General features: G+C 64.7%; 21 protein-coding genes, 3 tRNA genes and 1 riboswitch. Of the genes, 10 read left to right on the top strand and 14 right to left on the bottom strand.

Annotated features, from left to right (window positions below; all coding sequences use genetic code 11):
- The first annotated feature begins 2 nt into the window (after positions 1 to 2).
- The 4 genes from gmk (at position 3) to E1956_RS07155 (ending at position 4,158) form a co-directional block, all read left to right on the top strand.
- Entirely contained in the window at positions 3 to 725 is a 723-nt protein-coding gene (gmk, locus tag E1956_RS07140) for a guanylate kinase (RefSeq protein WP_134747985.1), read from the top strand.
- A gap of 40 nt (positions 726 to 765) precedes the next feature.
- On the top strand, positions 766 to 969 hold the full coding sequence (gene rpoZ / locus E1956_RS07145; RefSeq protein ID WP_006400783.1) for a DNA-directed RNA polymerase subunit omega: 204 nt from the start codon (positions 766 to 768) through the stop codon (positions 967 to 969).
- A 125-nt stretch (positions 970 to 1,094) separates the two neighbouring features.
- Entirely contained in the window at positions 1,095 to 3,461 is a 2,367-nt protein-coding gene (locus tag E1956_RS07150; protein WP_134747986.1) for a RelA/SpoT family protein, read from the top strand.
- A gap of 208 nt (positions 3,462 to 3,669) precedes the next feature.
- Entirely contained in the window at positions 3,670 to 4,158 is a 489-nt protein-coding gene (locus E1956_RS07155; RefSeq protein ID WP_134747987.1) for a phage protein NinX family protein, read from the top strand.
- Positions 4,159 to 4,221: 63 nt separating this feature from the next.
- Here the strand turns inward: E1956_RS07155 and E1956_RS07160 are convergent.
- A tRNA-Arg gene (locus E1956_RS07160) sits at positions 4,222 to 4,298 on the bottom strand.
- Positions 4,299 to 4,374: 76 nt separating this feature from the next.
- Positions 4,375 to 4,451: transfer RNA gene (locus E1956_RS07165), tRNA-Arg, on the bottom strand.
- Between the two features lie 140 nt (positions 4,452 to 4,591).
- On the opposite strand from E1956_RS07165, the gene greB reads away from it, so the two are divergent.
- Positions 4,592 to 5,155, top strand: coding sequence for a transcription elongation factor GreB (gene greB, locus E1956_RS07170; RefSeq protein ID WP_134747988.1), 564 nt, complete (start codon positions 4,592 to 4,594; stop codon positions 5,153 to 5,155).
- Between the two features lie 136 nt (positions 5,156 to 5,291).
- Here the strand turns inward: greB and E1956_RS07175 are convergent, their stop codons facing one another.
- Together E1956_RS07175 and E1956_RS07180 are read right to left on the bottom strand one after the other, a co-directional pair.
- Positions 5,292 to 6,440: a porin gene (locus E1956_RS07175; protein WP_134747989.1), complete on the bottom strand. Its 1,149-nt coding sequence runs from the start codon at positions 6,438 to 6,440 to the stop codon at positions 5,292 to 5,294.
- Between the two features lie 552 nt (positions 6,441 to 6,992).
- A complete protein-coding gene (locus E1956_RS07180) occupies positions 6,993 to 7,202 on the bottom strand; it encodes a hypothetical protein (protein WP_134747990.1) in 210 nt (69 codons plus the stop codon).
- A gap of 399 nt (positions 7,203 to 7,601) precedes the next feature.
- Between E1956_RS07180 and E1956_RS07185 the strand changes: the two genes are divergently transcribed.
- Positions 7,602 to 7,805, top strand: coding sequence for a cold-shock protein (locus tag E1956_RS07185; protein ID WP_027817418.1), 204 nt, complete (start codon positions 7,602 to 7,604; stop codon positions 7,803 to 7,805).
- Positions 7,806 to 8,083: 278 nt separating this feature from the next.
- Positions 8,084 to 9,247: an exonuclease domain-containing protein gene (locus tag E1956_RS07190; RefSeq protein WP_134747991.1), complete on the top strand. Its 1,164-nt coding sequence runs from the start codon at positions 8,084 to 8,086 to the stop codon at positions 9,245 to 9,247.
- 40 nt (positions 9,248 to 9,287) lie between these two features.
- On the opposite strand, the gene E1956_RS07195 is transcribed toward E1956_RS07190, so the two are convergent.
- The 3 genes from E1956_RS07195 to E1956_RS07200 all read right to left on the bottom strand — a co-directional run bounded on the left by E1956_RS07195 (position 9,288) and on the right by E1956_RS07200 (position 12,069).
- On the bottom strand, positions 9,288 to 9,878 hold the full coding sequence (locus E1956_RS07195) for a chorismate mutase (protein WP_134747992.1): 591 nt from the start codon (positions 9,876 to 9,878) through the stop codon (positions 9,288 to 9,290).
- A 368-nt stretch (positions 9,879 to 10,246) separates the two neighbouring features.
- Positions 10,247 to 10,396, bottom strand: a complete 150-nt coding sequence (locus tag E1956_RS46060) for a hypothetical protein (RefSeq protein ID WP_167066521.1) — start codon at positions 10,394 to 10,396, stop codon at positions 10,247 to 10,249.
- A 539-nt stretch (positions 10,397 to 10,935) separates the two neighbouring features.
- Entirely contained in the window at positions 10,936 to 12,069 is a 1,134-nt protein-coding gene (locus E1956_RS07200) for an aldo/keto reductase (protein ID WP_134747993.1), read from the bottom strand.
- Between the two features lie 143 nt (positions 12,070 to 12,212).
- Between E1956_RS07200 and E1956_RS07205 the strand changes: the two genes are divergently transcribed.
- A complete protein-coding gene (locus E1956_RS07205) occupies positions 12,213 to 13,157 on the top strand; it encodes a LysR family transcriptional regulator (protein WP_232071318.1) in 945 nt (314 codons plus the stop codon).
- Positions 13,158 to 13,342: 185 nt separating this feature from the next.
- The gene (locus tag E1956_RS07210; protein ID WP_134747994.1) at positions 13,343 to 15,166 is read left to right on the top strand and encodes a tetratricopeptide repeat-containing glycosyltransferase family protein; all 1,824 of its coding nucleotides are present in this window, start codon (positions 13,343 to 13,345) and stop codon (positions 15,164 to 15,166) included.
- An 87-nt stretch (positions 15,167 to 15,253) separates the two neighbouring features.
- On the opposite strand, the gene E1956_RS07215 is transcribed toward E1956_RS07210, so the two are convergent.
- The 3 genes from E1956_RS07215 to pepN all read right to left on the bottom strand — a co-directional run bounded on the left by E1956_RS07215 (position 15,254) and on the right by pepN (position 19,405).
- Positions 15,254 to 15,329 (bottom strand) — tRNA-Thr (locus E1956_RS07215).
- Between the two features lie 66 nt (positions 15,330 to 15,395).
- Positions 15,396 to 16,412 carry a class 1 fructose-bisphosphatase gene (locus E1956_RS07220; RefSeq protein ID WP_134747995.1) on the bottom strand — a complete coding sequence of 339 codons (1,017 nt, stop codon included), beginning with the start codon at positions 16,410 to 16,412 and terminating at the stop codon, positions 15,396 to 15,398.
- A gap of 302 nt (positions 16,413 to 16,714) precedes the next feature.
- Positions 16,715 to 19,405, bottom strand: coding sequence for an aminopeptidase N (gene pepN / locus E1956_RS07225; RefSeq protein WP_134747996.1), 2,691 nt, complete (start codon positions 19,403 to 19,405; stop codon positions 16,715 to 16,717).
- A 252-nt stretch (positions 19,406 to 19,657) separates the two neighbouring features.
- Between pepN and E1956_RS07230 the strand changes: the two genes are divergently transcribed.
- The gene (locus E1956_RS07230; RefSeq protein ID WP_134747997.1) at positions 19,658 to 20,356 is read left to right on the top strand and encodes a DUF4136 domain-containing protein; all 699 of its coding nucleotides are present in this window, start codon (positions 19,658 to 19,660) and stop codon (positions 20,354 to 20,356) included.
- Between the two features lie 103 nt (positions 20,357 to 20,459).
- On the opposite strand, the gene E1956_RS07235 is transcribed toward E1956_RS07230, so the two are convergent.
- The 4 genes from E1956_RS07235 to xdhC form a co-directional block, all read right to left on the bottom strand.
- On the bottom strand, positions 20,460 to 21,032 hold the full coding sequence (locus tag E1956_RS07235) for a TMEM165/GDT1 family protein (RefSeq protein WP_197732821.1): 573 nt from the start codon (positions 21,030 to 21,032) through the stop codon (positions 20,460 to 20,462).
- 8 nt (positions 21,033 to 21,040) lie between these two features.
- A riboswitch (yybP-ykoY riboswitch) is annotated at positions 21,041 to 21,272 on the bottom strand.
- A 52-nt stretch (positions 21,273 to 21,324) separates the two neighbouring features.
- Positions 21,325 to 22,632, bottom strand: coding sequence for a guanine deaminase (guaD, locus tag E1956_RS07240; RefSeq protein ID WP_134747999.1), 1,308 nt, complete (start codon positions 22,630 to 22,632; stop codon positions 21,325 to 21,327).
- A 201-nt stretch (positions 22,633 to 22,833) separates the two neighbouring features.
- Positions 22,834 to 23,877, bottom strand: a complete 1,044-nt coding sequence (locus E1956_RS07245) for an adenosine deaminase (RefSeq protein WP_134748000.1) — start codon at positions 23,875 to 23,877, stop codon at positions 22,834 to 22,836.
- Between the two features lie 33 nt (positions 23,878 to 23,910).
- Positions 23,911 to 25,059, bottom strand: coding sequence for a xanthine dehydrogenase accessory protein XdhC (gene xdhC / locus E1956_RS07250; protein WP_134748001.1), 1,149 nt, complete (start codon positions 25,057 to 25,059; stop codon positions 23,911 to 23,913).
- Positions 25,060 to 25,069 lie beyond the last annotated feature (10 nt).

Consider the following 25,069-nt stretch of genomic DNA (forward strand, 5'->3'; position numbering starts at 1 on the left):
ACATGACCGACCAGACCAGCAGCCACAGCGGCCACGCCGGCAGCAAGGCCGAAACGAAGCCGCGCAATCCGTACGCGGGCGTCTATCCGGGCAATCTTTTCATGGTGGTCGCGCCCTCGGGCGCGGGCAAGTCCACGCTCGTGAACGCGCTGCTCGCCGAAGACAGCGCGATTCGTTTGTCGATCTCGTACACCACGCGCGCGCCGCGTTCGAAGGAGCGCGACGGCGAGCACTATCACTTCACGAGCGTCGACGATTTTCTCTCGCGGCATGCCGAGGGCGAGTTCCTCGAAAGCGCGGAAGTGCATGGCAACTACTACGCCACGTCGCGCGTGTGGATCGAAGACCAGATGAAGATCGGCCATGACGTGCTGCTCGAAATCGACTGGCAAGGCGCGCAGCAGGTGAAGAAGCAGTTCCGCAACGCAGTGGAAATTTTCATCCTGCCGCCCTCGCTCGACGCACTCGCCGACCGCCTGAAAAAGCGCGGCGAAGACGAGCCCAACGTCATCACGCGACGCCTGCTTGCAGCGGGTAGCGAAGTGGCGCACGCAAGCGAAGCGGAGTACGTCGTGATCAACGAAAACTTCGATCGCGCGCTGCAGGAGCTGCGCAACATCGTGAGCGCAACGCGTCTGCGTTTCGCGTCGCAATACGCGCGGCACACCGAGCTGTTCGTGCAGCTCGGCATCCACCAGCCGCAGCCCGGCGCATCGGGCACATAAGGTAGAATAAGAACCTGCTGAGAATGAGAAGGAACCCGACATGGCCCGCATCACCGTCGAAGACTGTCTGAAACAAATTCCGAACCGCTTCGAACTGGCGCTCGCCGCGACGTATCGCGCACGCCAGCTCGCCCAAGGCCACACGCCGAAGATCGAAAGCCGCGACAAGCCTACCGTCGTCGCGCTGCGCGAGATCGCGGCCGGCCAGGTGGGTCTGGAAATGCTGAAAAAGGTGCCCGTCTAACGGCGGCCCGTTGTACTGTGCCGTACCTCGCAGTACCCTGTGTATAGCCATTTGTCATGTAATTCGTGCTGGGCGTCACACGCAGTGCGCCAACTGTCAACGCCAGACCTGATACGGAGGGGAACATGAGCACCACGCCCTCGCCGGCCACCGAGGTGGACCAGGAAGCCGAGACTGCGAGCCCTGCGCGCAATTACATCGACGCGGTCCTCGAACAGTCGTTTCGTCATCTGTTCGGGCCGACCGCCACACCGGAGCAGCCGCGCAAGCACGGTGTCGTCTCCATCGCCAATCTGACCGCGGCGCTTTCCGGTTACCTCACGCCCGAGGAAATCAAGGAAGTCAAAGCGGCGTTTCACTTCAGCGACGAAGCCCACCTCGGGCAATATCGTCAGAGTGGCGAACCCTATATCACCCATCCCGTCGCCGTTGCGGAGATTTGCGCCGGGTGGAAGCTCGACGCCCAGTCGATCCAGGCCGCGCTCCTGCACGACGTGATGGAAGACCAGGGCGTGACCAAGGCGGAGCTCGCCGAGCGCTTCGGCGCGAAGGTCGCGGAACTGGTCGACGGCCTGTCGAAACTCGACAAGATGGAGTTTCGCAACCGCGAGGAAGCGCAGGCGGAGAACTTCCGCAAGATGCTCCTCGCGATGGCGCGCGACGTGCGCGTGATTCTCGTGAAGCTCGCCGACCGGCTGCACAACATGCGCACGCTCGGCGCGGTGCCGCCCGAGAAGCGCCGCCGCGTGGCGCGCGAGACCATCGACATCTACGCACCCATCGCGCACCGGCTGGGTCTGAACAATACCTATCGCGAGCTGCAGGACCTGAGCTTCGCGAACTTCAATCCGAATCGCTACGCCACGCTCGAAAAGGCGGTGAAGGCCGCGCGCGGCAATCGCCGCGAGGTGGTGAGCAAGATTCTGGAGTCGGTGCAGCGCGCCATTGCCGATGCGAAGCTCGACGCCGAAGTCACCGGCCGCGAGAAAACCATCTTCAGCATCTACAAGAAGATGCGCGACAAGCAGCTGTCGTTCTCGCAGGTGCTCGACGTGTACGGTTTTCGCGTGGTGGTGGAGTCGCCGCTCGAGTGCTACACCTGCATCGGCGCGCTCCATGCGCTCTACAAGCCCGTGCCGGGCAAGTTCAAGGACTACATCGCCATTCCGAAAGTGAACGGCTATCAGTCCCTGCACACCACGCTGGTGGGCCCGTTCGGCGCGCCCATCGAGTTCCAGGTGCGCACGCGCAAGATGCACGAGATCGCCGAAGCGGGCGTGGCCGCGCACTGGCTCTACAAGAACGGCGGCGCCGATCTCAACGACGTCCAGAAGCGCGCGCACCAGTGGCTCAAGTCGCTGCTCGACATCCAGAGCGAGGTGGGCGACTCCAGCGAATTCCTCGAGCACGTCAAGATCGACCTGTTCCCAGACGCGGTCTACGTCTTCACGCCGAAGTCGAAGATCATGGCGCTGCCGCGCGGCGCCACGGCGCTCGACTTCGCGTATTCGATCCACAGCGACCTGGGCAACCAGTGCGTCGCCGTGAAGATCAATAACGAGCTGCTGCCGCTGCGCACGGAACTGAAGAGCGGCGACATCGTCGAGGTGATCACCGCGCCGTATTCCAAGCCGAATCCGGCATGGCTCGGGTTCGTGCGCACCGGCAAGGCGCGCTCGGCCATCCGTCACTATCTGAAGACGATGCGGCTCACGGAGTCGGTCCAGCTTGGCGAGCGCCTCGTCGATCAGGCGCTCAAGGGCTATGGCTACCAGCTCTCGGAAGTCTCGCCGGAAGTGTGGGAGAAGCTGGTCCAATGGACCGGCAACAAGAACCGCCAGGAGATCTTCGCCGACATCGGCCTCGGCCGGCGCGTGGCGGCGGTCATGGCCAAGCGCATCGAAGTGCTGATGAGCGGCCAGGACGCCGACGCCGACGATCATCACCATTCGCCGCGCGACCCGAACGCGCCGCATGCGCCGCCCGTGGTCATCACCGGGACGGAAGGCATGTCGGTGCAGCTCTCGGCCTGCTGCCGCCCGATTCCGGGCGACGACATCATGGGCTATATCGGCATCGGCCTCGGCATGGCGATCCATACCACCGACTGCCGCGTGGCGCAGCGCATCCACCGGCGCGATCCGGGCCGCTGGATCGACGTGGCGTGGGCGCCGCAGCCGGGGCGTCTGTTCGACGTCGCCGTGAAGGTGCTCGTGAAGAACACGAAGGGCGTATTTGCCCGCGTGGCCGCCGACATCACGTCCGCCGACGCCAACATCGTGCACATCGCGATGGACGACGACCTCGCGCAGGAGTCCAACATGCTGCGCTTCGTGATCCAGGTGAGCGACCGCGTGCATCTCGCGAACGTCATGCGTCGTGTGCGCACGAATCCGGACGTCATGCGCATCACGCGCGAGCGTCCCAGCGACGAAGGGCATCATCGCCACGAGGGTGGCATGCGCATCGAGCGCGAGCGCGCCGATTATTGACGGCACGGGCGGCCCCTGAGCGGGCCGCTGCTCGCGCACATACCCTTCGATGGGGCACCGGTCCTGTGGGGCTGTGCTGCCGCTTGCCGTGTCGTTCGCCTTGTTGTGCTTCCCGGCCCGATCTTCTGCGGCCGTCCGGCGCCGCCCCTGTGCGCCGCGCCCTGGGGCGACCCCACGAACTCTTTTCAACCGGAAACGAGGGCACGCAATGAACGTAGCTGACTTGACCGGCCTCGCGCTCGACTACTGGGTGGCGCGCAGCCTGCCGGATTTCGTGCGGGAGATCTATTTCACCGATAGCGGCGAGACCGTCGCGGTGCGCGGCAACGATCGCGGCCGGCCGTGGGACGGGCGCTTCGAGCCCTCGACATCGTGGGAGGCCGCCGGCGTCGTGCTCGATCGCGCTCAGCGCCTAGAGCTGAGCGAGCGGCAAGGCGACGAGCCGGCGCGCTGCGTGGCTTACTTCGAGGGCAGCCAGCACAAAGTGGAGGCGCATGGCGCGACGACGCGCGAGGCATTGCTGCGTGCGTTCGTGAAGAGCCGCTTTGGCGACACGGTGGAGCAGATGCTGCGTCAGCCGCAGGCCGTGCTGGGCGCGAGCATGAGGCTGGTGGGGGAGCCGGGTGCGATCGGCGACGTGGAGGACTTGCCGCGCCCGGATGCGCAGATCGGCGATATCGGCACGGAGCCCCGCTAGCCACGCAAACGGGACGCCACAAAGACAAAGGGCCTTCCTGAATCAGGAAGGCCCTTCGAAGGGTGGCGCGGCTGGCAGGATTCGAACCCACGACCCCTTGGTTCGTAGCCAAGTACTCTATCCAACTGAGCTACAGCCGCACGCTAAGACGATACTACTTACTGCAGTGTACTACCTGAGATTTGCACAGATGCTTCAGGCAAAACTCGAAAAAGTTGGCGCGGCTGGCAGGATTCGAACCCACGACCCCTTGGTTCGTAGCCAAGTACTCTATCCAACTGAGCTACAGCCGCACGCAGAAGTGAGATTATAGCAACGTTTTCAAAAAAGGGAAGGCCCTTATCGCGATTTGTCTGAGGACGCGCTTCGTGTAACCTGAGGGGAGGGTCACAGGGACCGTAGTTGCAAGCAACGTGTAGTGAAGCGAACCATCATGAACAAGGCATTTGTCAAAGAATCGACCGACAACGACGACGACGATCTCGAAGCCGGTCATCCCGAAATTCCCGCCGGGACCAAGAACTACATGACGCCCGCGGGCTACGAGCGCATGCGCAGCGAGCTGCTGCACCTGATCGACGAAGAGCGGCCCGAAGTGGTCAAGCTCGTCTCGTGGGCCGCCTCGAACGGCGACCGCTCCGAGAATGGCGATTACATCTACGGCAAGCGCAGGCTGCGCGAAATCGACCGGCGTATCCGCTTTTTGACCAAGCGGCTCGATCTGGCCGAGGTCGTGGACAGCAGCCGCCAGGAAAGCGTGGAGCAGGTGTTCTTCGGCGCGACCGTCGACTACGGCACCGAGGATGGCGAGTCTCATACGATCACGATCGTGGGCGTCGACGAGGTCGACCTCGACCTTGGCCACGTGAGCTGGGTTTCACCCATTGCACGCGCGCTCCTGAAGGCCAAAATCGGCGACCAGGTGACGTTGCGAACGCCGGCCGGGCCTGAGCCCGTCGATGTGCTCGACGTGCGCTATCCGGCGCCCGGAGCGTAAGCGGCCCGGCAGGGCGCGCGCTGGCCTGGCCCCTATGGCGCGGTGTGCGCCAGCACCCGCGCAGAAATGAAAAAAGGCGCCGCAAGCGGCGCCTTTTCAGCTGCACAGCAGGCCGATGTGGCCTGCATGGTGCGGCTTAGAAGCGGTGACGCATACCAACCGTCACAGCGACCTGATCTTGACGGGTCGAAGCCGAACCCAGACCGTTCAGGTAAGCGCCGATGCCAGCGTCGTTCGACGACACGTGCTGCCAGTCGCCTTGCAGGTAGACGTCGGTGCGCTTCGACAGTGCGTAGTCCGACTGCAGTGCGACCGTGTTGTAGTTCGGGTTCACGCCGCCGCCGAGGTTCGCGCGGGTGTACGTGTACGCGCCTGCCAGGCTCAGGGCCGGGGTCAGAGCGTAACGGACGTTGCCTTCGAAGTTCTGGAAGCGTGCGCTGTTGCCGCCGAGGCCGATGTTCTTCGACGTGCCAGCTTGCGTGCTCGAGATGGCGACTGCGTTGCCCAGCTGCGTTTGCGTGTACACGAAGCCAGCCGTTGCCGGGCCGAACGTGTAGTTGATGCCACCGCCGAACGTGCTTTGACGGCCTGCAGCGAACGTCCATTCACCCGTTTGCGCGCCCGAGTTGCTCACGGCGTTTTGCAGGTTGTTGACGTCGTTGTTCAGGTGCAGGTAGCCAGCTGCGACGTTCAGGCCGCCCCAGTTGTACGATGCGCCCACGCTGTATGCGCGGTTGTTCGCGAATTCGGTGCTGTTCGAGAACGAGTACGTGCCGCCGAACTTGAAGCCAGCGTAGTTGACGCTCGAGTACTTGACCGTGTTGTTGAAACGAACCGAGTTGTTCAGGTTGTCGTTATCGAACGGGTGCGCAGCGATCGTGCCGCCGTATTGCGTGCCGGTGTTCGACAGCGGTGCAAGGTAGTCGACCACGGAGTCGTACTGACGACCGAGGGTGACCGCGCCGTACTGGTCGCTTGCCAGACCGACGAACGCTTGACGGCCGAACATGCGGCTCGACTGGCCGGCGTTGCCGTTCGCGATGTTGAAGCCATTTTCCAACGTGAAGATCGCCTTCAGGCCGCCACCGAGGTCCTCAGCGCCGCGCAGGCCCCAACGGCTGCCGTTGATCGTGCCGCTCGATTCCTTCCAGAGGCTATGGCCACCGGAGTTGTTTGCATAGGTGATGCCGGCGTCGATCAGGCCGTACAGCGTAACGCTGCTTTGCGCGTGCGCAGCCGTTGCAAAAACGCCCGTGAGGGCAGCGACCATGAGAGTCTTTTTCATCTTTGTAAACTCCGAGAACAGAGGTGGGTTTCGTTGAACCCTGTTTGGGAAACCGTCCACGCGATGGGCAGCGAGAGGCAATACTCGCGTGGCGCGTTAATCCGTCGAAGTCGGTTTCCGGACAGGCAGAGTGTAGAGACGGTGCTCGGAAAGGAGGCATTCCGATTCACGCAATAAAGTATTGCGAAATCGGAAATGATATGGGGATTCGCGTTAGGCCTTACTGGTTGGGGCTTTCAGCGAGATTCAGGAAGACAGGGGGAGGGTGTCAACCGAACGGCGTTGTGCGATCGCTACACCAATTGATGGCGAAAAACAACGCTAATCCGGGTCAATCACGATTATTGCTACCCACGTAACAGATGGTTGTGCTGGACAGCGTTAATGAGCCAGCGGTCCTGCGGCTATACTGCAATGGCTGCTTTTCGAAGCAGACTTTTTCGTTGACGAAAAAGATCTCCAAACCTTTGTCAGCGCGGCCCACAGCCGCGCTTTTTTTTGCCCGCGTCCCGCCGGTCGCGCGTGCGCAGTCCCTCAGAGCCCCTCGTAGCCTTACCTGGCGGGCTCTTCCGGCGGCTCCGGCTGCAGGCTCCAGTCTTCCATTACATAGTGTCGAGCGTCCATAGGGGAACACAGCAGGTTGTGCCAATGGTCGCCGTGCCATGACCCGTACGCCTCGAGTTCGGCCGTCGTTCCGGTCGCCGGATCGGTGCCGTCGATCTGCACGAGCCAATGAAACCACTGTCGTAGTGCTGTCAGCATGGTTCCCTCCCATTGCACGCTAACGGTATTCATGATGGATTGAATGTATTACTCGAACAACCGGTAAAAACACTTACGTTTGACACGCATTGTTACATTTGGGGCAATTTTTCCTGATCCGGCACCGGTCTTCCATTAACCGGTAAAAAAGTAGTCCTCATGCATATTCATTTCTCACGCATATATATCTGCATGCCTTTTGATGCTTGCTGGTTTATCTCTGAGATGGGATTGCTGTTATAAAAAATTCGCTTGACTGGCGATTGACGTTCCCCGTATAACGACGATTCTGAATTACCTTTCAGCTTCAATTCCAATCGGGAATGCAGAGAGGCAAGTCAGTTGGCTTTCGGCGTGAGGATATTGCCCGCGTCATTATATTTCTAGGGAAACTGAAAGATGGAAACCGGTATTGTCAAATGGTTCAATGATGCGAAGGGCTTTGGCTTCATCACGTCTGACGCCGGCGGCGACGACCTGTTCGCGCACTTCTCGGAGATCCGCTCGGAAGGCTTCAAGTCGCTGAAGGAGAACCAGCGCGTCTCGTTCGACGTCAAGGTCGGCCCGAAGGGCAAGCAGGCAGCGAACATTCAGCCGCTCTAAGCGCGGCGCGCGAGCGGGCCGGCGCGCCTGCTCCCCGCGACGAGCAGCCCTGGAGACCCCAGGGCTTTTTTATTTTTGGACGCAAGAAATCGCGTAATAAACTTGCGCGTCTTTAAGACGTTCCTGTAATCAACGGGAAAACCCCAATTCAAAAATCCCGCCGGCGGGTTGATTAAGCCACGCCGCCAGGAAAGCCGCCGTGGCGTGAAGATCCTGCGCGCTTCGCCCAAACAAGGCATACTTGGGCGCACTTCTCATTCTCGTCTTGCCGTTTCACCATGTCCGACACCCTCTTGAGCGCCGAACTTCCGTCCGGCGATGGCCCGCTGGTTTTCGTGGATCTAGAAACGACGGGCGGATCGGTGGGCGATCACCGCATCACCGAGGTCGGGGTTGTCGAGGTGAAGGATGGGCAAGCCACGCGATGGAGTTCGCTGGTCGATCCGCAACAAGCGATACCACCCTTTATCCAGCAGCTCACCGGCATTACCGACGCCATGGTGCGTGGGGCGCCCAAGTTTGCCGACATTGCACCCGCGCTGTTCGAGCGGCTCTCGGGCAAGCTCTTCATCGCGCATAACGCCAGTTTCGACCGCGGCTTTCTGCGTGCCGAGTTCGAGCGCGCCGGCTTTGCGTTTAATCCCGACGTGCTGTGCACGGTGCGCCTGTCGCGCGCCCTGTTTCCCGCCGAGAAGCGCCACGGCCTGGACGCGCTGGTGGAGCGCCACGCGCTCGTGCCGGCCGATCGGCACCGCGCGCTTGCCGACGCCGATCTGCTCTGGCAATTCTGGCAGCGCCTGCCCGGGCTCGTGCCCACCCAGATGCTTGCGACGCAGGTCGAGCGGCTCACGCGCCGGCATTGTCTTGCGGGCGATATCACCGACGATCTGATCGATACTGCGCCAGCCGGTCATGGCGTCTACGTGTTTTACGGCGAAAACGACGTGCCGCTCTATGTTGGTCGCAGCGTGCGCGTGCGTCAGCGTGTGCGTTCGCATTTGTCGGGCGAGCGGCGTTCATCGCGTGAGCAGCGCATGGCGCAGCAGATCCGGCGGGTCGAATGGCAGGCGACAGGCGGGGAGCTGGGCGCGCTCTTCGTCGAGGCGCGATGGATCGCGCAATTGCGCCCCTCGTTCAACCGCGTGCCGCGGGTTTCGAAACACGACCCGGCGGACGCGCCCTGGCCATTCGATGGTGCCGTGCTGGTGGAGGAGCGCGATGCCGCGCACGACCAGCCCGTGTTGCATGTGATCGATCGTTGGTGCTACCTCGGCGTGGCGGCGAGCGCGGCGCAGGCGGCCAGTCTCGTTGCCGCCTCGGCTGCGGCCGCTGCACCGTTCGAACTGTCGACGTGGCGCATTCTGCAGAGCCGCCTCGAGAAGGGCCTGCGCGTACTGCCTTTGCAGGACCTCGTTGCCGAAGGCCTGACGAACGCGGCCTGACGCGGCCCGAGAGCCGGCGTCTGCTGGTCGATTGGGCGGCTTAAGCCGTACCGCCTACGCCGCCCCCTTCGCAGACATGTCCAAGCGCGTGCGTCATGGCCGCGGCACGCGTGGAGTCGTAGCGCGTCAATTCTTTCCAGTTTGCAACCGCACGCGCGACGCGCGCCGGGCAGTCATCCGCCGCACGCGTGGGCTGCACGCGCGAGAGTGCGCCGATGAGCTGCGCCGTCAGGCGATCGAGTTGCGGACGCGTGACGGTCGCGAGATCCGGCGCCGGCCCGGCGGGCGGCTGCGACGACTGCCAGTTCGCGAAGAGCGCTTGCTGCACTTGCGTGCTTGCATCGATTTGATCGCGGAAGAAGCTGCGTGCGAACGCCGGATCGACGCCTGCTGCCGCGGCGCGTTTCTGCACGTCGGCGAGCAGTGCGTTTTCGCGTGGCGTGTCCGTGATCGGCTTGTGGTTGAGCCATTTCCAGTGCGCGACGGGCTCGGCCAGCGAGAGGCGCTGCGCCACGAGCGCGACGAGATTGGTTAGCGCGGTGTCGTCGCCGTCGGCGTGCGCCGAGCTGGCCGGCAAGATGATCAGGAGTGCAGCGGCGCAGGACGCGAGGGCGCGGAATGCGGATTTCATTGAGCGAGGGCAGGCCGGCTGGCCGAAGAGGGAAAAGCGAAGGATAGCCGGTTATGGGGCGCTTGCTGCTTATTGACGAACGTGCGAGAGAGGGGCCGTCGTCGCGAATATCGTCAATGCGCCGTCAATGGGCTTAAAAACAATCTGGATTGTCGGTGCGTTTGCGCACGTTTTGCGCACGATATAAACCGCGCGCGCGCTCTATCGAACGCGCGTGCGTTAAGCGAGCTGAGGCTCGTCAGTATGGGCGCGACCGGCCGCGCGCACCATCGTTGCGATAGTGCGATTCTGTGCGCGCAAAAACACACGCCAATACCCGCTCGGGCCGGCCGCGTGTTTTGCACGTCTAGCGCCAGTGCGCTTCCCCGTCACTGCTGTTCGTGTGCCTTGCGCTGCTCGTCGAGAAATGCCCGCACGTGAGCGGGCAATTCATCGCCGAGAAACTCGACGGCCACCGGTTCCGGATCCGGGCTGAATACTTGGTCCGGGGTCGGAATCCTTGGCGGTTTGGCATCCATGATCTTTCTCCTATGTAAGGCAATTATCCGACTGCGCCCTTCAATCGCGCTAGTGCCCGCCAACGCAACGGAGTTTTTCTGGTGCGCGTGTTGCTTTATTTGCACATCGGGATAACTTATTAACTGAGTGAGAATATACTTTGATAGTTGCACTTAACGATGCCGGCGTGCCGCTTCAGTCTGCGGGGCGCTCCCGCGTCGTGTAATCGCCGCGCCTGCTGCGGCGCCGCAGCTCTCCACCGGGTGGTGCTGGCCACTGCCACGCAAGCGCGGAGGCCTCTTGCTGCACCGCGTCGCAAGCATGTGCGTGCGGTGCGTGCCGCCCTTGTGCGACTGCAGACCCGTTACCCGCTATATCGGCCCATTATCGGGCGAGCTTGACCCGAGAACTTTAAACATAATTAAAACGGTGTAAGCGTTCGTATCGGCCGAACGGGGCTCTCGTCATATGTCTGCATTTTGCGGCGAGTTAATGCCAGCACTCCCATAAATGGTCGCTGGCGTGAACCCCCGCATATTGATGCGGCCCTGCTGCCCCCTCAGGACTGCGCCGGCGCCGGCACCTGCTGCACATGGGCGTGGTTCGCCGGTACCGCGCGCACGTTCACCTGGCCGTGAATGCGCGCCTGATGGCCGTCCGCGAACATGTAATAGGGGAAAGGGTGAGCGGGCTCGGACGCCGCATCGAGGCGCGCGACGAACTCGGGCGCGAGCGTAAAGTCGAGCGCACCCAGCGACTCCTCGAGTTGCGCGGCCTTCGTCGCCCCAACGATGATGCTGGACACGCCTCGCTTCTGATACAGCCAGTTCAGCGCCACCTGTGCCATCGGCCGGCCGGCTTCATGCGCGATGCGCTCGAGTTCGGCGACGATCGCGAAGTTGCGCGGCGAGAGCTTGTCGAAGCCGGGCGGCGGCTTCGGCCCGACGGTTTGCAGCCGGCCCGCGCCTGCTACGGCCGTGAGGCCCGCTGCGCCATCCGCGCCCGATTGCGAAGGCCGATACTTGCCCGATAGCACGCCCATGCCGAGCGGACTCCAGGGCACGAGCCCCATGCCCAGTTGCGTCGCGAGATCGGCGAACTCGTGCTCGGCGTTGCGCTCGATCAGCGAGTATTCGAGCTGCATCGCCGCGACGGGCTCGAAGCCGCGCCAATCGGCGAGCGTCTGCGCGCGGCCCGCATACCAGGCCGGCACGTCCGAGAGCCCCACGTAGCGGATCTTGCCCTCGCGCACCGCGTCGTCCATGGCGCGCATCACTTCGTCGGCGGGCGTCATGCGGTCCCAGGTGTGCAGGTAATAGAGGTCGATGTAATCGGTGCCGAGGCGCTTCAGCGAGCCTTCGAGCGCGCGCAGCAAGTTCTTGCGATGATTGCCGCCCGCGTTGGGATTGCCCGTTTGGGCGTTGTACGAATACTTGGTGGCGATCACGAGCTGCTCGCGCAGGCCGCGCGCGGCGGCGAAGCGTCCGACCCAGGTTTCGCTCGTGCCTTCCGTGTAGAGATCGGCGGTATCGATGAAGTTGCCGCCGGCGTCGACATAGAGATCGAAGAGGTGGCGCGCGCTGGCTTCGTCCGCGCCCCAGCCCCATTCGGTGCCGAACGTCATCGTGCCAAGGGCGATGGGGCTCACGCGCAGGCCCGAGCGGCCGAGCAGGGTGTAGGTGTCGAGTTTCATGGTGAGTGTCCGATCCCGCGCGAGGCGCGCAGGTGAGTGCGAGTTGAGTGATGAGTACGGCCTCATCTTGCGCTCGATCATTCTGTGGAAAAATCGGGTCTATCTGAAAGGACTGTGAAGCCGAGCTTCACAATGGAGGGCAGATGGATTCGACCTTCGCCGCGATGCCAGGCGCACCCGCTCTCGCGACGCGCCTGCCTGCACTGCTCGCAGTCGCTGCCGTCGCGCGCCACGGCAGCTTCACGCGCGCGGCACTCGCTTGCGGGTTGTCCACGTCGGCGCTTTCGCAAAGCGTGCGCGCGCTCGAAACCCAGCTGGGCGTGCGGCTCTTCAACCGCACGACGCGCCGCGTCGCGCTCACCGAAGCGGGCGCGCAGTTTCTCGCGCGCGTGCAGCCGGCGCTCACCGAGATCGAGGCGGCGTTCGATGCGCTCGACGCCTCGCGCGATCAGCCCGCCGGCGCGTTGCGCATCAATCTGCCGCGCGTCGCGAGCGAGCTGCTCGTGCTGCCGCATCTCGCGGAATTCATGGAGCGGCATCCGCAAATCCGGCTCGAACTCGCGCTGGACGACGCCTTTGCCGATCTCGTGGGCGAGGGGTTCGACGCGGGCATCCGGCTCGGCGAATCGCTTGCGCCGGGCATGGTGGCGGTGCCGATCGGCGGCCCGATCCGCCTTGCCGTGGTGGGGGCGCCGGCGTACTTCAGGCGCCACGCGCCGCCGGCCACGCCCGACGATCTCGCCGCTCACGATTGCCTGCACTACCGCTTCGCGACGGGCGGCGTCTACCGGTGGGAGTTTGCGCGGCGCGACGAGCCACAGCGCGTGTTCGACGTGCTCACGCAAGGGCGCTTCATGACCAACGACTTGCGGACGATGGTCCGGGCCGCCGAAGAAGGCGTGGGCTTGCTGCACGTGATCGAGGATTATGTGCGCGCGCAACTCGACAGCGGGCGCCTCGTGCCCGTGCTTCAAGACTGGTGCCCGTCGTTTCCCGGCTTCTATCTGTACACGCCTGGGCGCGCGCAATTGCCGCCCAAGTTGCGCGCCTTCATCGAATTTCTGCGCGAGAAGCGGGGGATTGTCTGAGGCGCTGGGTGGTTTTCAGCATCGTCTGATTCGGCTGCCTGGCGATCTTCGCTATCTTCAAAAAGCTTCGACTCAAGCAGCGTGCGGGCATCGGCCGTCGGTAGCCCGCCGCCTCTGCGTTTGACGTCATCTCGAACTTCAATCCTCCATCCGGGCATCGCGCAAATCTGTTGCGTGAACACACAATGAGCCATCAAGACGGCACCGCACCGGCCGCTATTGCGTCCGACGACTCGACCGCACAAGCCTTGCTCGCGCGTGCCGACCAATACTTCGACAACGGCCAAATGGCGGAAGCGCTGCGTGGCTATCAGGACGTGCTTGCCACGGAACCCCGCCATCTGCACGCATTGCATCGCATCGCACTCGCGCATTTTCGTAACGGCGAGCAGGCTATCGCGCGCGACTGGCTGGAGCGCGCAATCAACGTCGCGCCAGAGCGTGCCGAATTGTGGGAGCATCGCGGCCTGCTCGCGGCACTGGCGAACGAGCACATCGCAGCGGAGGCCTTCTATCACCGGGCCCTCGCACTTTGCGGCGGCTCGGCCAGTCTGCATCGCAATCTGGGCGACGTGCTGAAGCTCGCCGGTCGCCGCGCCGAAGCGTGTACGGAGTACGAAAAGGCGCTCGGGTTCGATCCCGGGCTTCACCCCGCCGTGCGCCGCCTCGCCACGCTCAGCCTCGAAGACGGGCGCCACGAAGCGGCCGTGAATTATCTGCGCCGCGCATGGGCGCTTGGTGCCTCACGCCTCGCCGATGGCGTCGATTTGATCAAAGCGCTGTCGCACCTTGGAAATGCCGCGGAGACGGACGCGCAGATCGGACGCATGCGCACGACTTTCGCTGCGGATCCCAACGCGCTCGACAAACTCGCATTCCACCTGAACGAACTGCACCGATACGAACTGGCGTACGAAGTCGCTACGCAAGGGCTCACGGTGGACGCCGCGGTCGCCGGCCTGCATCACAACGCCGCCTATGCTTCGAACATGCTCGGCGAATTCGCGCGCATGCGGCAGCACAGCGTCGAGGCAGCGCGTCTGATGCCCGACGACGCGCATCTGCAGTTCAACGTTGCCGTGTCGCTGCTGCGTGACGGTGAGTTTGAGGAGGGCTGGCGCCATTACCGCTGGCACGAACGTCTGCCGCAGAACAGCACGTTGGTGCAGCCACGCTTCCCGGAGTGGTGCGGCGAGCCCCTTGCCGGACGACGCTTCTTGCTGGTCGGCGAGCAGGGACTGGGCGACCAGATCCAGTCCCTGCGCTACGCCGACTGGCTGCAGCGCCAGGGGGCAATCGTCGATGTCTGGGTTGGCGAGGCGCTCGGCGACGTGGCGGCGTGTGCGAGCGGGGTGAACAGGGTCTGGACTGCGCTGCCGCCCGGTCCCTACGACTTCTGGAGCCGCATGTTCCGCTTCCCCGAATACATGAAGCTGAGCGCGAGCATGTTGCCGCTCGCGATGCCGTACCTCAGCGCACCTTCCGGGGACGTCGACCGTTGGCGCGAGCGGCTTGCCGGCGCGATAAACACGGACGCGCCCACGCGCCGAATAGGTCTGGTGTGGGCCGGCAATCCCGATTACGAATTCGACCGCTATCGCTCCATCGCCCTGCGCGCGCTGCATCCGGTGCTCGCGCGTCGCGGCGTGGCGTGGTTTGCGCTGCAAAAGGGCGCGGCGCAGAGCGAGGTGGAGGCGCTGCGGCCCGGCATCGACATCACACCGCTCGGGCCGGAGATCGGCAGCTTCACCGATACGCTCGCCATCGTGCAGTCGCTCGACCTCGTGATCACGGTGGATACATCGGTTGCGCATCTGGCGGGTGCTGCGGGCGTGCCGGTGTGGATTCTGCTGCCGACCTGCACCGACTGGCGCTGGATGACGGGCCGCAACGATACGCCGTGGTATCCGTCGGCGCGGCTTTTCAGGCAGCGCGAGCTGGGGCGTTGGGATGACGTGGTCGGGGAGGTGGGTGAGGCGCTGGATGCTTCTTTGTCGTCGCACCGCTAATGATGCGGGCGGGCCGCCGTGACGTGGAAAGCCGCGGCGCAAAGCAAAAAGCCCAGTCGAAGACTGGGCTTTTTGCTTGAATCTTGGTGGTGCCGGAAAGAGGAATCGAACCCCCGACCTTCGCATTACGAATGCGCTGCTCTACCGTCTGAGCTATTCCGGCGTCACATCAGAGAAGGAAGATTATAGGAAGGATTCGCAGAGTATGCAAGCCCTTCCTTCATCTTTTTTATTTTTTCGCTTCCTGGTGGTAGCGCGTCACGCGCTCCACCTCGTTCTTCGAGCCGAGGAACACGGCCACGCGCTCGTGCAGGCTCTTCGGCTGAATGTCGAGAATGCGTTGTTCGCCGTTGGTGGCCATGCCGCCGGCCTGCTCGACGATGAACGACATCGGGTTCGCTTCGTACATGAGGCGCAGCTTGCCCGGCTTCGACGGGTCACGCTTGTCGGCCGGATACATGAAGATGCCGCCGCGGTTCAGGATACGGTGCACGTCGGCGACCATCGAGGCGATCCAGCGCATGTTGAAGTTCTCGCCGCGCGGGCCGTCCTTGCCCGCGTTCAGCTCGCCAATGTACTGCTGCACCGGCTCATACCAGTGCCGCGCGTTCGAAGCGTTGATCGCGTACTCGCGCGTCTCTTCGGGAATGCGCATGTTGCTCTGCGTGAGCACCCACGAGCCGAGTTCGCGGTCGAGCGTGAAGCAGTTCACGCCGTTGCCGGTCGTGAGCACGAGCACGGTCTGCGGGCCGTAGACGGCGTAGCCGGCCGCGACCTGTTGGGTGCCGGGCTGCAGGAACGATTCTTCGGTGGCCTGCTGGCCGTCCGGGCAGCGCAGCACCGAGAAGATCGTGCCGATCGAGACGTTCACGTCGATGTTCGACGAGCCGTCGAGCGGGTCGAACACGAGCAGGTATTCGCCCTTCGGATAGTTGGCCGGGATCGGGAAGAAGGTTTCCATTTCCTCGGACGCCATGGCCGCGAGGTTGCCGCCCCATTCGTTCGCATCGAGCAGGATTTCGTTCGACAGGATGTCGAGGTTCTTCTGCACTTCGCCCTGGACGTTCTCGCTGCCGGCGGTGCCGAGCGCATCGCCGAGCGCGCCCTTGCTGACGTTGAAGCTGATCGCCTTGCACGCGCGCGCGACAACTTCGATCAACAGGCGCAGATCGGCGGGGAGGTTGCTGTGCTCGCGCTGCTGCTCGATCAGGTATTTCGTGAGAGTGGTACGACGTTGCAATGCCATTGCAGTACTCCGGATGCGCTTGGGAATAGCGCAATTCTACCCGCTGGACCGAGGGCGGCCCGCTTGCGGCACTGCAAAAAAAGTCCGCCGATGCCCGGCCTGGCGCGCCGGGCGGCCCGTGCGGACAATCCCCAAAAAGCGCCCGATCGCGCCGGGGCGCATGGCAGACAGAAAAATAATGCAGAAAAAATGCGCACAAAAATGCCGGCCGCGAAGGCCGGCAGCGTGTCTGGCGTGTGCGCAATCGGCTGGCACGCGGCGAGGGAGGACGGCGTCCCGCCGCGTACCGCGCTGAGTCAGGCTTACGCCAGCGCCTTTTCCACGATCTCGCGCACGTCGCGCGACTTCGCCTGTGCGGCGACCTGCTCGAGCGCCGCGCGCATCGCCTCGCGCAGCGCGGGCGTGAAGCGGCGCCACAGCTCGAGATTGCGCGCAAGGCGCGCCGCAACCTGCGGGTTGATGGCGTCGAGCGCGATCACCTGCTCGGCCCAGAACGCGTAGCCCGAGCCGTCCGCCGCGTGGAATTGCGCCGGATTGGCCGCGCAGAAGCTGAAGATCAGCGAGCGCGCGCGGTTCGGATTCTTCAGATTGAAGGCCGGGTGGCGCATCAGCGCGCGCACGGTCTCGATCACCGGACGCTGCGCCGTGCCGCGTTGCGTGGCCTGCAGCGAGAACCACTTGTCGATGACGAGCGGCTCCTTTTCGAAGCGTGCGTAGAAGTCCTCGAGCGCCTTTTTCGCATAGTCGCTGCCTGTGGCCGCCGCGGCGTTCATCAGCGCCGAAAGCGCGGCCGCGCGGTCGGTCATGTTGTTCGCACCGTCGTATTGCGCGGTGGCGAGCCGCACGGCGTCGGCGGGGTCGTCGAGCTCCGAGAGGTAGGAGAGCGCAAGGTTCTTCAGGCCGCGGCGGCCCGCCGCTTCCGGCGTGGGCTCGTAGGCGCCCGGCGTGAGGTTGGCGTCGTAGGCGGCGAGCCATTCGGCCTTGAGCGCCGCGGCGAGGCCCTTGCGCACGAACTGGCGCGCGGTGTGCACGGCGGCGGGATCCGACTCCGCCATTTGCTCCGCGAGGTAGGTTTCGGAAGGCAGCATCAGCGCGAGCTCGCGGAACGACGGCGAGAGCGACGCATCGGTCAGCACGTGAGCAAAGGCTTTCACGAGCGCGTCGTTCAGCACGAGCGGCTGTCCGGCGCCGGCGCGGGCGGCCAGCGCGAGCAGCTCGCGCGTGGCGAGGCGCTGGCCCGCCTCCCAGCGGTTGAACGGATCGCTGTCGTGCGCGAGCAGGAACGCGAGCTCGTCGTTGCTGTAGTCGTACTCCACGATGACCGGCGCCGAGAAGTTGCGCAGCAGCGAGGGCAGTGGCTTGTGTGCGACGTCGACGAAGGTGAAGGTCTGTTGCGTCTCGGTCAGCTCGAGCACGCGTGTCGTGCCCGTCGCGCGCTGTTCGCCTTCGAGCGTCAGCGGCAGGTCCGCGCCGTCGGGGCCGATCAGTCCGATCGCAAACGGGATCAGGAGCGGCCCGTTCTGCGTTTCGCGCGCAGCGGGCGAACCGTTCGCATAGCCTTGCGCGAGCGTCACGCTATAGCGCTTCGCGGCTTCATCGTATTGCGTGGTGACGGTCACGCGCGGCGTGCCCGCCTGGCTATACCAGCGCTCGTATTGGGCGAGGTCTCGGCCATTGGCGTCGGCCATCGCGCGGCGGAAGTCGTCGCAGGTCACGGCCTGGCCGTCGTGGCGCTGGAAATACAGATCCATGGCCTTGCGGAAGCCATCGCGGCCAAACAGTGTCTGATACATCCGCACGACTTCCGCGCCTTTCTCGTAGACGGTCATCGTGTAGAAGTTGTTGATCTCGACGTAGCTCTCGGGGCGCACCGGATGCGCCATCGGGCCCGCGTCTTCGGCGAACTGCATCTGGCGCAGCACGCGCACGTCCTCGATGCGCTTGGTCGCGCGCGCGGCCTCGTTCTCGTCGCCGCCCGACATGGCCGCCGAGAACTCCTGGTCGCGGAACACCGTGAGGCCTTCCTTCAGGCTCAGCTGGAACCAGTCGCGGCACGTCACGCGGTTGCCGGTCCAGTTGTGGAAATACTCGTGGCCCACCACGGCCTCGATATTGGCGAAGTCGACGTCGGTGGCCGTTTCCGGATTCGCCAGCACGTACTTCGTGTTGAAGATGTTGAGCCCCTTGTTCTCCATCGCGCCCATGTTGAAGTCGCTCACGGCGACGATCATGAAGCGGTCGAGATCGAGCTCGAGGCCGAAGCGCCGTTCGTCCCAGCGGATCGAGTGGATGAGCGAGTCCATCGCGTGGCGCGTCTTGTCGAGATCGTGCGGCTCGACCCACACCTGCAGCAGCTTTTCCTTGCCCGAACCGCTCTTGATGCGCTCTTCGAGCGCCACGAGCTTGCCCGCCACCAGCGCGAACAGATAGCTCGGCTTGCGGAACGGGTCTTCCCACTTCGCATAGTGGCGGCCGTCGGGCAGATCGCCTTCCGCGACGAGATTGCCGTTCGACAGCAGCACCGGGTAGGCGGCCTTGTCGGCGCGCAGCGTGACGGTGTAGGTCGACATCACGTCGGGGCGGTCGAGGAACCAGGTGATGCGGCGAAAGCCCTCGGCTTCGCATTGCGTGAAGAAGTTGCCGCTCGACACGTAAAGGCCCGAGAGCGTGGTGTTCGCTTCCGGGTTGCAGGCGCCGGTGAGCGTGAGCGTGAACGCGTCGGGCACGTTCTCGACCGTGAGGCCGTGCTCGTGCGCGCGCACGTGCTCGTACGGCTGGCCATCGATCTGCGCGCCGATGAATTCGAGCTGCTCGCCCATCAATTCGAGGTGCGCGTCAGGCCTGGCGTCGGGGTTGCGGCGCACGCGCAGCGTGCTCTTGACGATGGTGCGCTCGGGCACGAGGTCGAATTCGAGGTCGACGGTGTCGATCAGGAAGGCGGGCGGCGCGTACTCTTCGCGGCGGATCACGGTGGGCGTGGCGGTATCGGACATGGTCTCGTGCGGGAAAGCTTCGGGTCGGATGGCGATATGGGGAGGCCGCGCCTTGACAGTCAATGCGGCGGCCGGCCGTCCCATTGTACAAAGGCTCGGTCGGATTGTCCGAAGTGGCCCGAAGGCGTGGGCCGCGGCGCGGCGCCGAACTTTCGCGCCGGCGCGCGAGTCAGTATGATCGGGGCCTGTCGCGAAAACGACTGCGAGACGACAGCCTTTCACCACCCCTGGCAAGACTGCAACGAGAAGACCATGATGCCCGACCGATGGACCCGCCGCGCGCTGCTCATGCTGGCGGCGCTTGCCGTGACGCTGTCCGGCTGCACCACCTATGTGACGAGCGATGTGACTGCGTTCTCCGCGTGGGAGGGCGGCAGCGACGCCACGCGCACCTACGCGTTCACGCGCAACCCGGACCAGCAGCAAAGTATCGAGCAATCGACCTACGAGAATCTCGTCGCGGGCGGCCTCGCCCCGTATGCATTCCGCCAGGTGCCCGAGCAGCAGGCGCGCTATCTCGTGGGCCTCGCCTACGGCAGCCGCATGGACACGGTGACGGTCGCGCAGCCGGTCTTTTACAACCCGTGGCCTTCCCCGTACTGGGGGCCGGTCAATCCGTGGGGGCCTTGGGGTCCCTGGGGCCCCGCCTACGTGAACCAGACCTACCCGGTGTATTCGCATGCGCTTGGCATACGCATCACGGAAAAAGCGAGCGGGAAGGAAGTCTATAACGTCACGGCACGCACTTCGGGCGACGATCCTTCGCTCGTGCGCGTGATGCCGTATCTGGTGCGCAGCGCGCTCTCGAACTTCCCGCTGCAGAACGGCTCGGTGCAACAGGTCAGGCTGCCGGTGGACAAGAACGGCGGGGCGCCGAACGAGGCGCCGGCAGCCGCCGCGTTGCCGCCGGCGGCTACAGCCGCGCCAGCAGGGGCTGCCCCGGCAAAGTGACCGGTCAGCGTGACGGCTGGCATGAAAGAACGAAAGCGCGCCGGAATCGAAGGTCAGGCGCGCTTTGCTTTTGGGGCGCTCACGCGTCCTGTTCCCCGTTGCGTCAGACGCCCACGCCCATGATCGCGAGCACGCCGAGCACCACGAACAGCACGGCGGCAATGCCGTGCACGAGCCTGGTCGGCAGCTTGTGCGCGAAGCGGTCGCCCAGCAGGATCGCGGGCACGTTCGCGATCATCATGCCGAGCGTCGTGCCGGCCACCACGCCGAAGAAGTCGTGAAAGCGCGCGGCGAGCGCAACGGTCGCGATCTGGGTCTTGTCGCCCATCTCGGCAAGAAAGAAGGTGACGACGGTGGCCCCGAACACGCCCAGCCGCGTGCGGTTGACGTTGGCTTCGCCTTCGTCGAGCTTGTCGGGCACGAGTATCCACAGGCCCATCGCCACGAAGGACGCGGCGAGCGCCCAGCGCATCACCGAAGGCGTGACGAGCGAGCCGAGCCAGGTGCCGAGCGCGCCCGCACCCGAGTGATTGACGAGCGTGGCGACCAGCACGCCGAGGATGATCGGCATGGGCTTGCGATAGCGCGCCGCGAGCACGAGCGAGAGCAACTGCGTCTTGTCGCCGATTTCGGCGAGCGCGACCGCGCCAGTGGAGACGAGAAAGGCTTGATTCACGTTTTGATGATCCTCGGGCCGAGATGAGTGCGAGCGACGACCCACGACCCGCCGGGCCCTGTAGCGGCGGTCATGAGTCATCGGTCTCGCCAGGCCCGAGGCTGCATCCGCCATGGCCACGCAGGCCAAGTCTGTTGACGGACGCCCCCGCCTGACGTGCGCGGCGCGCGGCAAGTCCTTAGCGGCTGGCCGGGTGGCACGAGGCGGGGCGGCTACTCCCCAATGAATGAGAAATTATAGCATCGGCATTTTCCGACAAGATGCGTTGCCGATCCTGTCAGATTTGCGGTCTTTAGCGCTTCGCTTCATCACGGCTGTGCACGCGCGCACCGGCCGCATAGGTCTCGAACACGGCGCGGTCGTCGCCGAGCAGGGCGAGTGCGAACAGCAGCTCTTCGAGCGATTCGGCGCGCGCGGTGCGGCGCGCGAGCAGCGGCGTCGCCTTCGGGTCGAGCACGACGAAGTCCGCTTCGCTTTGCGGCGCGAGCGTGCCGATCTTGTCGGCGAGGTCGAGCGCGGCCGCCGCGCCCGCCGTGGCGAGCCAGAACATGCGCGTGGCCGTCAGGTGATGGCCGCCCATGCGCGCGACCTTGTGCGCCTCGTTCATGGTTTGCAGCATCGAGAACGACGTGCCGCCGCCCACGTCCGTCGCGAGCGTGACGGGCATCTGCGAGGCCTGGGCCTTGTCGAAGTCGAACAGGCCGCTGCCGAGGAACAGGTTCGAAGTCGGGCAGTGCGCGGCCACCGTGCCGGTCTGCGCCATGCGCTGCCGGTCTTCGTCGTCGAGCCAGATGCAGTGGCCGTACACGGCGCGGCGACGCAGGAGTCCGTAACGATCGTAGACGTCGAGATAGCTGCGCTGGCGCGGGAACAGCTCCTTCACCCACTTCACTTCGTCGAGATTCTCCGCGACGTGGCTCTGAATGAAGATGTCGCCGTGCGCCTTCGCGAGCGCCTCGCACGCTTCGAGCTGCGCCTCGGTCGAGGTGGGCGCAAAGCGCGGCGTGAGCGCATACATCTGGCGGCCGTTGCTGTGCCAGCGCGAGATCAGCTCGGCGCTGTCGTCGTAGCCGGACTGCGGCGTGTCGCGCAGGAACTCGGGGCAGTGGCGGTCCATCAGCACCTTGCCCGCAATCATGCGCATGTTCTTCGCGGCGCTCGCCGTGAAGAGCGCATCGGCCGACTGCTTGTGCACCGTGCAGTAGACGAGCGCCGTGGTGGTGCCGCAGGCGAGCAGCTCGTCGACGAAAAAGCGCGCCGTGTCGCCCGCCACGCCTTCGTCGGCGAAGCCGCGCTCGGTCGGGAACGTGTACGTTTCGAGCCACGGCAGCAGACCCGGCGCGGGCGAGGCGATCATGTCGGTCTGCGGGTAGTGGATGTGCGTATCGATGAAGCCAGGCACGATCAGCTTGTCGCGCAGGTCGTGCACCGTCGCGCCGTCGGCTACGCTGGCGCGCAGCGCCGACCAGTCGCCCGACGCGGTCACGCGGCCGTCTTCGACGATCACGACGCCGTCTTCGTGGAACACGGCGGCATCGGGCGACTGCGCGGGGTCGCCGGTGAACGTCAACAGTTTTGCGCGATAAGCCGATTGAGTCATGGGAACATCGTCTCCAAAAATTTCAGGTATTCATAAGCAGGATTCGCGCGTGCCTTGCGTCTTCGCAGATGGCGCGCTGCGTGCGCGCCGCTCCTGAAAACGCGGCGCGCAAAAGCCCTGGGGCCGGCGCTCTCGCGCCGGTCCACATTGGGGGTGAAGCCCTAATTTGGAACGTCCTGCGTTGGGACGTCCTGCGCGGGATCAGGCCACGGCGCTGCTCCAGTACTGATCGAGCTTCGCGATCAGCGCAGCGCGTTCTTCGGGCGTCACGAACGACGCCTCGAAGCTGTTGCGCAGGATCGTGTACACCTCTTTGTCGTCGAGCTTCAGCGCAACGATGATCGCGCTGTAGTTCTCGTTGACATAGCCGCCGAAGTAGGCGGGATCGTCGGAATTGACGGTCACCGCGACGCCTTCGTCGAGCAGCTGCTTGAGCGTGTGCTTCGTCATGTCGTCGAACACGCAGAGCTTGAGGTTCGAGAGCGGGCAGACGGTGAGCGCGACGCGCGTGTCGGCGAGGCGCGTGACGAGCGCAGGGTCTTCGATGCTGCGCACGCCGTGATCGACGCGGTCGACCTTGAGCAGATCGAGCGCTTCGTAGATGTAGGCGGGCGGCCCTTCCTCGCCCGCATGCGCGACGAGCTTCAGGCCCTTCGCGCGCGCCTTCTCGAACACGCGCTCGAATTTCGAGGGCGGATGGCCGCGCTCGGACGAATCGAGGCCCACGCCGACCATGCGCGGATAGCGGTCGAACAGCGGCAGCGCGGCGTCGAACGTGGCGAGCGCATCGGCTTCGCTCAGATGGCGCAGGAAACAGAGGATCAGCTTGCTCGTGAGGCCGCGCTTTTCAGCGTCGGCGAGCGCGCGGTCGATGCCCGCGACCACGGTTTCGATCGCCACGCCGCGCTCGGTGTGCGTTTGCGGATCGAAGAATATTTCGGTGTGCACGACGTTGTCCGCGAGCGCGCGCTCGCAGTAGGCCATCGTCATGTCGTAGAAGTCCTGCTCGGTGAGCAGCACGCTCGCGCCCGCATAGTAGATGTCGAGGAACGACTGCAGGTCGGTGAACGCGTAGGCCGCGCGCAGGGCTTCGATCGACTCGTACGCGAGCTTGACGTTGTTGCGCTGCGCGAGCGCGAAGATCAGCTCGGGCTCGAGCGAGCCTTCGATATGGATATGCAGCTCGGCCTTCGGAGCGCGCGCAGCTTTCTGCACGAGCGGGTTCGCAGGGGTCGTGATGGTCATGGTTCGCTCAATCGAGTTCGTTAGTGAATGACATCACGCGGAATGGATTGTGCCGGGGACCGCAACGCCAGCATGCTCTCGCGCATGCAGGCCTGCCGCATGCGCCTCGATCGCCTGCAGCAATTGCGCGGCGGCCGAGATCGCGATGACTTCGGGCGACTTGTCGACGATGCCGTCCACGCCGAGCGGACACTGCATACGCGCGATCTGCAGCGGGTCGATGCCGCGCGCGGCGAGCCGGTGCTCGAACTGCTTACGCTTCGTGTGCGAGCCGATCATGCCGAAGAACACGAAGTCGCCGCGGCGCAGGATGCGCTCGGCAAGATCGAGGTCGCGCGAATGATCGTGCGTCATCACGATGAAGCTCGTGCCGGGCGGGGCGGCGTCGATGGCTTCGTCGGGTGCGTCGTTGGCGTCGATCGCGACGTTGGGCGCACCCAGCGCCGCGAACGCTTCCGGCGAGGGAAACGCGGCGTCGCGCTCGTCCACCCAGCGCACGTGGCACGGCAGCGTGCCGAGCACGCGCACCAGCGCCGCGCCCACGTGGCCCGCGCCGAACAGCACGACGGGCCAGTCGTTGGGCGCGATGGTCTCAGTGAGCAGCATCGTGCCGTCGCCTTGACCCGGCGTGCCGGTGTCCCAGAGCAGGCAGTCGGGCGTTTCCACGCCCGGCTCCGGCTCCGAAAGCATGACGGTCGCGACCGCCGCCGCGCTTTCTGCGCTCGCGTCTTGCCGATCCAGGCCAGCAGTGTGGCCAACTGCGCCGCCCGGCGGCGTCCCATTCCGCGAGGAGCGGAATGATACGCTACGCACGGTCGATGCGCCCGCCGCGAGCCGGTGCGCGAGCGTCGAAAGCCAGCCGAGGTCGGACACGTCGAGGCGCTCGAACGCGAGCACGACGGCCCCGCCGCAGCACTGGCCGAGGCTCGGCCCAAGCGCGAAACGCTCGAGGCGCCGCGCGTGCGGTGTGCGCATACCCTCGCGCAGCACCTGGCGCGCGGTCTCGATGGCCTTCCATTCGAGGTGACCGCCGCCAATCGTGTGGCGGGCCGCTTCGCGCGTGACGATCATCTTCGTGCCGGCTTCGCGCGGCGCCGAGCCTTCGACGCGCGCGACAGTCACGAGCACGGCGGCGTCGCCATGCGCGAGCAGATGCTGCAGATCGGTGAGCCAGGCTTGCATCCGGCGGTTC

The organism is Paraburkholderia pallida (assembly GCF_004524855.1).
Lineage (GTDB): Bacteria > Pseudomonadota > Gammaproteobacteria > Burkholderiales > Burkholderiaceae > Paraburkholderia > Paraburkholderia oxyphila.

Coding starts and splice junctions, on each gene's coding strand:
- E1956_RS07205 (WP_232071318.1), top strand. CDS start 12,213: ATGGATTCGACCTTCGCCGCGATGCCAGGCGCACCCGCTCTCGCGACG.
- E1956_RS07220 (WP_134747995.1), bottom strand. CDS start 16,412: ATGGCATTGCAACGTCGTACCACTCTCACGAAATACCTGATCGAGCAG.
- E1956_RS07150 (WP_134747986.1), top strand. CDS start 1,095: ATGAGCACCACGCCCTCGCCGGCCACCGAGGTGGACCAGGAAGCCGAG.
- E1956_RS07180 (WP_134747990.1), bottom strand. CDS start 7,202: ATGCTGACAGCACTACGACAGTGGTTTCATTGGCTCGTGCAGATCGAC.
- E1956_RS07175 (WP_134747989.1), bottom strand. CDS start 6,440: ATGAAAAAGACTCTCATGGTCGCTGCCCTCACGGGCGTTTTTGCAACG.
- pepN (WP_134747996.1), bottom strand. CDS start 19,405: ATGTCCGATACCGCCACGCCCACCGTGATCCGCCGCGAAGAGTACGCG.
- greB (WP_134747988.1), top strand. CDS start 4,592: ATGAACAAGGCATTTGTCAAAGAATCGACCGACAACGACGACGACGAT.
- guaD (WP_134747999.1), bottom strand. CDS start 22,632: ATGACTCAATCGGCTTATCGCGCAAAACTGTTGACGTTCACCGGCGAC.
- E1956_RS07210 (WP_134747994.1), top strand. CDS start 13,343: ATGAGCCATCAAGACGGCACCGCACCGGCCGCTATTGCGTCCGACGAC.
- xdhC (WP_134748001.1), bottom strand. CDS start 25,059: ATGCAAGCCTGGCTCACCGATCTGCAGCATCTGCTCGCGCATGGCGAC.
- E1956_RS07200 (WP_134747993.1), bottom strand. CDS start 12,069: ATGAAACTCGACACCTACACCCTGCTCGGCCGCTCGGGCCTGCGCGTG.
- E1956_RS07245 (WP_134748000.1), bottom strand. CDS start 23,877: ATGACCATCACGACCCCTGCGAACCCGCTCGTGCAGAAAGCTGCGCGC.
- E1956_RS07230 (WP_134747997.1), top strand. CDS start 19,658: ATGATGCCCGACCGATGGACCCGCCGCGCGCTGCTCATGCTGGCGGCG.
- E1956_RS07155 (WP_134747987.1), top strand. CDS start 3,670: ATGAACGTAGCTGACTTGACCGGCCTCGCGCTCGACTACTGGGTGGCG.
- rpoZ (WP_006400783.1), top strand. CDS start 766: ATGGCCCGCATCACCGTCGAAGACTGTCTGAAACAAATTCCGAACCGC.
- E1956_RS07185 (WP_027817418.1), top strand. CDS start 7,602: ATGGAAACCGGTATTGTCAAATGGTTCAATGATGCGAAGGGCTTTGGC.
- E1956_RS07190 (WP_134747991.1), top strand. CDS start 8,084: ATGTCCGACACCCTCTTGAGCGCCGAACTTCCGTCCGGCGATGGCCCG.
- E1956_RS07195 (WP_134747992.1), bottom strand. CDS start 9,878: ATGAAATCCGCATTCCGCGCCCTCGCGTCCTGCGCCGCTGCACTCCTG.
- gmk (WP_134747985.1), top strand. CDS start 3: ATGACCGACCAGACCAGCAGCCACAGCGGCCACGCCGGCAGCAAGGCC.
- E1956_RS46060 (WP_167066521.1), bottom strand. CDS start 10,396: ATGGATGCCAAACCGCCAAGGATTCCGACCCCGGACCAAGTATTCAGC.